The sequence below is a fragment of the Natronococcus roseus genome, assembly GCF_043677095.1.
GTDB lineage: Archaea > Halobacteriota > Halobacteria > Halobacteriales > Natrialbaceae > Natronococcus > Natronococcus roseus.
The window spans coordinates 896,071-902,917 of the sequence record NZ_JBHLJR010000001.1; the positions used below are offsets into that span (position 1 = coordinate 896,071).

The 6,847-nt window shown below is 64.2% G+C and carries 8 protein-coding genes; 5 read left to right on the forward strand and 3 right to left on the reverse strand.

What is annotated here, in order from left to right; all coding sequences use genetic code 11:
- The first annotated feature begins 17 nt into the window (after window positions 1–17).
- Window positions 18–215 (forward strand): hypothetical protein, encoded by a 198-nt coding sequence (locus tag ACFEMD_RS04645; RefSeq protein WP_005560086.1) that lies wholly within the window; start codon window positions 18–20, stop codon window positions 213–215.
- 19 nt (window positions 216–234) lie between these two features.
- Here the strand turns inward: ACFEMD_RS04645 and ACFEMD_RS04650 are convergent, their stop codons facing one another.
- Window positions 235–1,191 (reverse strand): TIGR03557 family F420-dependent LLM class oxidoreductase, encoded by a 957-nt coding sequence (locus ACFEMD_RS04650; protein WP_394739750.1) that lies wholly within the window; start codon window positions 1,189–1,191, stop codon window positions 235–237.
- A 153-nt stretch (window positions 1,192–1,344) separates the two neighbouring features.
- Entirely contained in the window at window positions 1,345–2,460 is a 1,116-nt protein-coding gene (locus ACFEMD_RS04655; protein ID WP_394739751.1) for a S1C family serine protease, read from the reverse strand.
- 136 nt (window positions 2,461–2,596) lie between these two features.
- On the opposite strand from ACFEMD_RS04655, the gene ACFEMD_RS04660 reads away from it, so the two are divergent.
- Complete coding sequence (locus tag ACFEMD_RS04660) at window positions 2,597–4,483, forward strand: glycoside hydrolase family 15 protein (protein WP_394739752.1); 1,887 nt, start codon at window positions 2,597–2,599, stop codon at window positions 4,481–4,483.
- 17 nt (window positions 4,484–4,500) lie between these two features.
- Here the strand turns inward: ACFEMD_RS04660 and ACFEMD_RS04665 are convergent, their stop codons facing one another.
- Window positions 4,501–5,469 (reverse strand): phosphotransferase family protein, encoded by a 969-nt coding sequence (locus ACFEMD_RS04665; protein WP_394739753.1) that lies wholly within the window; start codon window positions 5,467–5,469, stop codon window positions 4,501–4,503.
- A gap of 265 nt (window positions 5,470–5,734) precedes the next feature.
- Here ACFEMD_RS04665 and ACFEMD_RS04670 point away from each other — a divergent pair, with 265 nt between their 5' ends.
- The 3 genes from ACFEMD_RS04670 to ACFEMD_RS04680 all read left to right on the forward strand — a co-directional run.
- Window positions 5,735–6,106 (forward strand): DUF7344 domain-containing protein, encoded by a 372-nt coding sequence (locus ACFEMD_RS04670; protein WP_394739754.1) that lies wholly within the window; start codon window positions 5,735–5,737, stop codon window positions 6,104–6,106.
- A 45-nt stretch (window positions 6,107–6,151) separates the two neighbouring features.
- Entirely contained in the window at window positions 6,152–6,640 is a 489-nt protein-coding gene (locus ACFEMD_RS04675) for an Lrp/AsnC family transcriptional regulator (RefSeq protein WP_394739755.1), read from the forward strand.
- Window positions 6,641–6,740: 100 nt separating this feature from the next.
- The coding region (locus ACFEMD_RS04680; RefSeq protein ID WP_394739775.1) for a HalOD1 output domain-containing protein at window positions 6,741–6,847 on the forward strand (107 nt) is incomplete at its 3' end.

Below are 6,847 nucleotides of genomic sequence, written 5' to 3' on the forward strand. Positions count from 1 at the left end.
CCGAAACCGCACCCGTTATGGCCGAAGACGACACCGACCGCGCCGACGAGTACGAGGCGGAACGAGAGGCAGAGGTCGAGGAGGAACTCGAGCGCGTCGACCGCGATCCCGACGAGGTCGACGACGGCGACGACGATCTGGGCACCCAGAACGCGCCTCGATCGGACGAGCAGCCCGACGACCTCGAGGAAGCGGAAGGCGAGACCGACTCCTGACGATCGAGCCGTCCGTCGCCTACTGCACTGCCGGCAGCACTTCCTCCTCGTAGAACTCGACGAACTCCGCCTGGTTCGAGCCGACGTTGTGGACCGCGACGTGGTCGAACCCGGCGTCGACGTACTCCCGAATTCCCTCGATATGGTCCTCGGGATCCGAGCCGCAGACGACAACCTCCGCGACGTCCTCCTCCGTGACCGCCTCCGTCGCCTGTTCGAAGTGTGCGGGCGTCCGCAGCTCCCAGAGCAGTTCTCCGGGCAGCGCGGCTTGCGGCCAGATCTCGTGGGCGGTCTCGATCGCCTCCTGCTCGTCCTCGGCGTAGCAGACGTCGATCTCGGCGTACCGTGGCTTGTCCTCGCCGCCGCCCGCTTCGAACGCCTCGATCAGCTCCGGGTCGGGCGCGACCGCGACGAGGCCGTCGCCGATCTCCCCCGCTTTGCGCGCCGTCTTCGGGCCGTCCGCGGCGATCGGAATCGGCGGGAGCTCCTCGGGAAGCGTGTATATTTTGGCGTTCTCGACGGTGTAGTACTCGCCCCGGTAGCTCGTCGTCTCGCCCTCCCAGAGGGTTCGGATGAGGTCGACCGCCTCCTCGAGCATCTCGAGGCGAACCTGGTGTTCGGGCCACCGATCGCCCAGGACGTGCTCGCTCAGGTTCTCGCCGGTGCCGACCCCGAGGAAGAACCGATCGGGAAGCTGGACACCTGCGGTCGCGGCCGCCTGGGCGATGATCGCGGGGTGGTATCGCAGGATCGGACAGGTGATGCTCGTTCCCAGGGTGAGGTCGTCGGTCGCCTGCGAGATGGCGCCGATGACGTTCCAGACCAGCGGGCTCTCGCCCTGGGTCGACGTCCAGGGGTGGAAGTGATCGGAGATCATCGCGAAGTCGAACGCCGATCGGTCGGCGAGCCGGGCGTAGTCGGCGAGGTCGTTCGGGCCGTGCTCCTCGCAAATGAGCTTGTGACCGATCTCCGTCATACCCCATTCGAGGACGGTTTCGCCCCTAATCGGTACACCTGCGTGTGCCTGTTCGGTCCCGTCCCGCGACTTATACGGTTTACTGTACGTCATTTCCGGCGCAACCGCCGCCTGAGTCGCGGTTGCGCCGGTAAATCGGTACAGCAATCCGTATCAGGGAAGGTCGACGTCCGGCCGGGGCTCGAGCGTCAACTCCACCGTTTCCCGCTCGCCCGCGCGGACGACCTCGATCTCGACGGCGTCGCCGGGCGAGGTCTCGAGCGCGAGCACGGAGGACAGCCGTTCCTGGTTGGGGATCTCCTCGCCGTCGATCGCGATGATCACGTCGCCGCCGACCGGGACTGGATCGCCGTCGACGGGTTCGACCCCGTCGGCCGGCTCGAGGACGCCCTCCGCGGGTGCGTCCGAGGAGACCTCGGCAACGAGGACGCCGCGGGACTCCTCGAGATCGTTCGCCTCGGCCAGCAGCGGGCCGACGGGAACGACGCTGACGCCCAGGTAGGCGTGTTCGTATTCCCCGTCCTCGGCGAGGGTGGGGACGACCCGATTCGCGAGCGCTGCCGAGATCGCGAAGCCGATCGTCTGGCCCGCGCCGGCGAAGACGACGCCGAGGACGTCGCCCTCGAGATCGACGAGGGGGCCGCCGCTGTTGCCGGGGTTGACCGGGGCGTCGGTCTGGATCGCAGCGGGGATCGAAAACCCGGTTGGACTCGGCAGCGAGCGGTCGATCCCGCTGACCAGCCCCTGCGAGATCGAGGCGTCGAGCCCCAACGGGTTTCCCAGGGCGAGTACCTCCTGGCCGACGGTCGGCTCCCCGTCGGTGAACGACAGCGCCGAGGCGGCCTCGGGGACGTCGTCGACCTCGAGGACGGCCAGATCGCTGTGGACGTCCGAGCCGACGACCGACGCCGAGCGCCACTGCTCGTCGCGAAACTGGAGTTCGACCTCGCTCGCCTCGCCCGCGACGTGATCGTTCGTCACGACGTAATCGTCGTCGACGACGAACCCCGAGCCCAGCCCCGCAGGGATCTCGTCGCCGAAGACGTTGACGAGCACGACGGCGTCGATCGCCTCGTCGTAGACCTCGGTGTACCGTTCGTCGACCTGCGCCCGCACCGCGCGGTCGGGGCGTTCCGAGCGCCGGCTGCCGCGACCCTCGCCCGCGGCGCTTCCGGTGCCGACGGCAGCGACGGATCCGACGGCGGCACAGAGCAGCCGCCTGCGCGTGATTGGTGAACTCACGGGGTGTGCCACCTCGAGCAAGGCCATAAAACGCTCACCCGGATCCACACCTTTCCGCGACGACGAACACCCGGCGCTTGCCGGCGCACCCTTTTGCTGGCCATCGCCCGTATCTTCTTCCATATCCGCTTGCAGAACGGATCACGAGGCCCGCTGACTCATCATGGACCATCTCCCACTTCGCGACTACGGCGTCATCGGCAACGACGACCGCTGTGCGCTCGTCAGCCGTCGCGGCTCGATCGACTGGTGTTGTTTCCCGCACCTCGAGGACGCGAGCGTCTTCGCTCGAATCCTCGACCTGGAGCGGGGTGGCCACTTCGCCGTCCACCCGGAGGCAAGCTACGAGTCCCACCAGGGGTACGCCGACCGAACGAACGTCCTCGAGACGGTGTTCGAGACGGCCGACGGGCAGGCGACCGTCACCGACTTCATGCCGATCGAGGACGACGAGACGGAGGACGAGGACTTCCAGCAGGCGATCTACCGCCGGCTCGAGTGCGACCGCGGCGAGGTCGAGTTCGCCGTCGAGTTCGAGCCCCGGTTCGACTACGCCCGCGTCGACCCGATTCTCGAGCGGACCGACGACGGCGTGGCGGCGCGAAGCGACGACGAGCAACTCCACCTCGTCGTCGGCGAACGACTCGAGCCCGAACTCGAGCTGGCCGACTCGGAGCCGACCGCGACCGGAACGGTCTCGCTCGAGGAGGGCGAGACGTGCTGGCTCGGCGTCCAGTACGGCGGGGCCGAACCGCTCGCCTCACTCGATCCGGAGACGGTCCTCGACGAAACGAAGCGCTACTGGCGGTCGTGGCTCAGCGCCCGCGAGGAGACTCCCGACTCGATGCCCGAGCGGTGGTACGAGATGGTGATCCGCTCGGAGCTCGTCCTCAAGCTCCTGATCCACCAGGAGACGGGGGCGATCCCCGCCGCGGCGACGACCTCGATCCCCGAGAAGATCGGCTCGGATCGCACCTGGGACTACCGGTACAACTGGATCCGCGACGCGAAGTTCACCGTCCAGGCGCTGCACGACACCGGCCACCGCCAGGAGGCCCGCGAGTACTTCGACTGGTTCGTCGACGTGATGCAAAACGACCCCGCGGAGATCCAACCGCTGTACGGACTCCACGGCGAGACCGACGTCGAGGAGGAGATCCTCGAGCATCTCTCGGGATACCGGGACACCCGCCCCGTCAGAATCGGCAACGGCGCGGCTCCCCAGCGCCAGCTCGACGCCTACGGGACGATCGTCCAGGCGGTCTACGAGACGATCCAGTACGACGACGAGATTTCGCTGACCGACGAGCAGTGGGACGCGGTCTGCGATCTCGTCGACTACGTCTGCGCTCACTGGTCCGAGCGCGACCCCGGCATCTGGGAGTTCCGCGAGGAACACCGCCACTTCCTGCACTCGAAGCTACTGTGCTGGGTCGCGCTCGACCGCGGCATCGCGATCGCCGAGCAGAACGGGTTCGAGGCGCCCCTCGAGCGCTGGCGCGAGGAGCGCGAGGCGCTCCGCGAGGCGATCGAGCAACGCGGGTACAGCGAGAAGGCCGACAGCTTCGTCCAGCACTTCGAGACCGACGAGGCGATCGACGCCACCGCCCTGCTGCTCCCGATCTACGAGTTCCTGCCGCCCGAGGACGAGCGGATCCAGAACACGATCGACACCGTCCTCGAGGAGCTGACGACCGACGACGGACTCGTCGTCCGGTTCGTCGACAGCGAGGTCCGCGAGGACGAAGCGGAGGGGTTCGTGCTCTGTTCGTTCTGGCTGATCGACGCCCTGGTCCTCTCGAACCGCCTCGAGCTCGCCGAGGAGTACTTCGAGTCGCTCGTCGAGCACGCGAGCCCGCTCGGGCTCTACTCCGAGAAGATCGACCCCGAGAGCGGCCAGCTGCTGGGGAACTTCCCGCAGGCGTTCAGCCACCTCGGGCTGCTCAACAGCGCCTCGTACCTGACGCGAGCGCTCGAGACCGACGGCGAGGTCTCGCCGGGAGACTTCGACCCCGACGGGATCGAGACGCTGTTTCGGTCCGGTTCGTAGCCGAGTGGCGTCCGCAGCTACTGGATCGCATCGAGACGCCGCTGCATCTCCGATTCGACACGTTTTGCGACCGTCGCTTCCGGCTCGCCGGTGAGCGTGACCCACTTGTCGAAGAATCCGGAGCGGCCGAGCTGCCTGACCGCGTCGTAGATCGGCGCTCGGTCGTCGAACCCCTCCGGAATCGAACCCCGCTCTCGTCGGTATCCCTCCCGAAGGGCGTCCCGTAGCTCGCTCGCGTTCGTCGCCGTCTCCGGAAGTAGCTGGTCCTCGGCCCGGTGAAGCTCGCGGGCCGGATCGCCGACGTGGGCGAGCTCCCAGTCGACGAACCCCGCTTCCCCCATCTCGCCGCGAACGCAGTTCGGCCGGGCGGGGTCGCCGTGGACCAGGGTCGCCGGTGCCTCGTCGAGTCGCCCGCGGTTGTTCTCGACGGCCCCAACGACTGCATCGAAGTGGTGGTCGAACCGATCGCTCGAGGCCAGCTCCCGCATCCACGCGATCCGCTCGACGAGCACGTCGGTCCAGATGCCGGTCTCGAGCTCGAGCCCCGATGCGTTTCCACCCGTAACGTGACCGTGGTGGTCGAACCGATGGGCGTGAAGCGCCGCCAGCGCGGCGCCAACCTGGCGAATCGCGTCGACGCGCTCCCCGTCCGACCGGTCGCCCCACTCGAGCGCGAGGGTCTCACCGAGGGGTGCGGTAAGGAGGTACGGAACCGCGCCGTCCGGCTCGCTCGCGAGCACCGTCGGCACGATCACGTCGCAGTGTTTGTCGACGTAGTCGATCGCGGCCCGCTCGCGGGCGATCCGCGAGCCGTCGCCGTCGACGGCTACCTTCAGGAAGACGGGATCGGCGTCGCGAAACGCGACGCGGACGGTCCGGTTCCGATCGTTCCACGACGGCCCCGTCTCTCCGACGGTTTCGACCGTTCGGTCGGAGAAGACGTCCTCGAGCGCCGCGTCGACGGGATCGTCTCCGCGTTCGTCCATACCGGGCTTTCGGAAACGGCCAATATATGCTCTCGGTGAGGAGGGGATTCGTCCGCGACAATCGGTGGTACGAGAAGCGTGGTCCCGTCGAACGAGGCGGGTGGAACTCCTCGAGTCCGAGGAACCGTTCTAATAGTTGGGAGTGCTATTTCGCTATGCGAACTGAACGAACAGCGGAGTCACCCACATAATCAAAACATATTTTCAAATTGAATCGGCGAGAACTTTATACCCACTGGTGTCTGTGTCTCGTCTACGGGATATAATGAGTGAGGAGACCAGAGGGAGTGGAGAAACTCCAAAAGAAGAAATAGCCATACCAGTAGAGGATACTTCGGTAGACGGAATCTTTGAATTGCTCTCTCACCAACGCCGACGTGCAATTCTTGACCTGCTTCTCACTCATGACCGACCACTAACTCTCACTGATCTTCGTAACGAGGTTGTCGAAAAAGAACAGGGCACAGAAATAACTGAAATCCCCAGTAAACAGGTGCAGCAGGTTCATCTATCATTCCACCACGTTCACATTCCAAAATTGAAGGAGAGCGGAGTCATCAATTATGACTCGAGCCGGAACCTCGTTGAACCGACTGAGGAGCTTAGCCAACTGGAACCATTCCTCGCTCAGCTATAAGTGACCACCAGTTTATTGCTGTCAATCTGTATCTCGTAATTGCCCATGGCCTCAGAGGAACTTGACTCGGTTGACAAAGGTATCCTGTATCTCTTGCAGGAAGATGCCAGGAATAACACGACGAACGCCATCGGGGAACAGGTCGGCGTCTCGTCCAGCACGGTCGCCAATCGTATCACCAAGCTCGAAGCGAACGGCGTTATCACGGGATATCACCCAACGATTGACTACGAGCAAACGGGGATGGGCCATCACTTGCTCATCATAGCGACGGTTCCAATCGATGACCAAGAGGAGATTGTTGACGACCTCGTTCGCGTCCCTGGTGTAGTGAGTGTCAGTGAGTTATTAACGAATAACGCAAACCTCTCAATTGAGTTGGTCGGACAGAGCAAGCAAGAAATTGAGAAGAGCATCGGTGAGATGAGCGCGTTGGGCGTCGATATCGAGCGCATGGATATGCTGAAGCGGATTCGAGCGTTCCCCTACAATCACTTCGGAAAAGAATTCGCGAACGAGGATGACACTGGATGATTTCCAGACCCTATTTAAGTCCCTCTGGGAAATATCAATCAAGCTATATGTTTAAGAAGGTGGCTGGTCTACAGGAGTTGTGAACAAAATTCAGACCGAAATGCACGAGGAGAAGTGTGTTAGTCAGACTGTGGTTGAAGCAGTTGCTGAAGCAGAAGGTGTTCGGCCTGTAGAACTCACACCCCCATTGTACGATGTCATTGATCC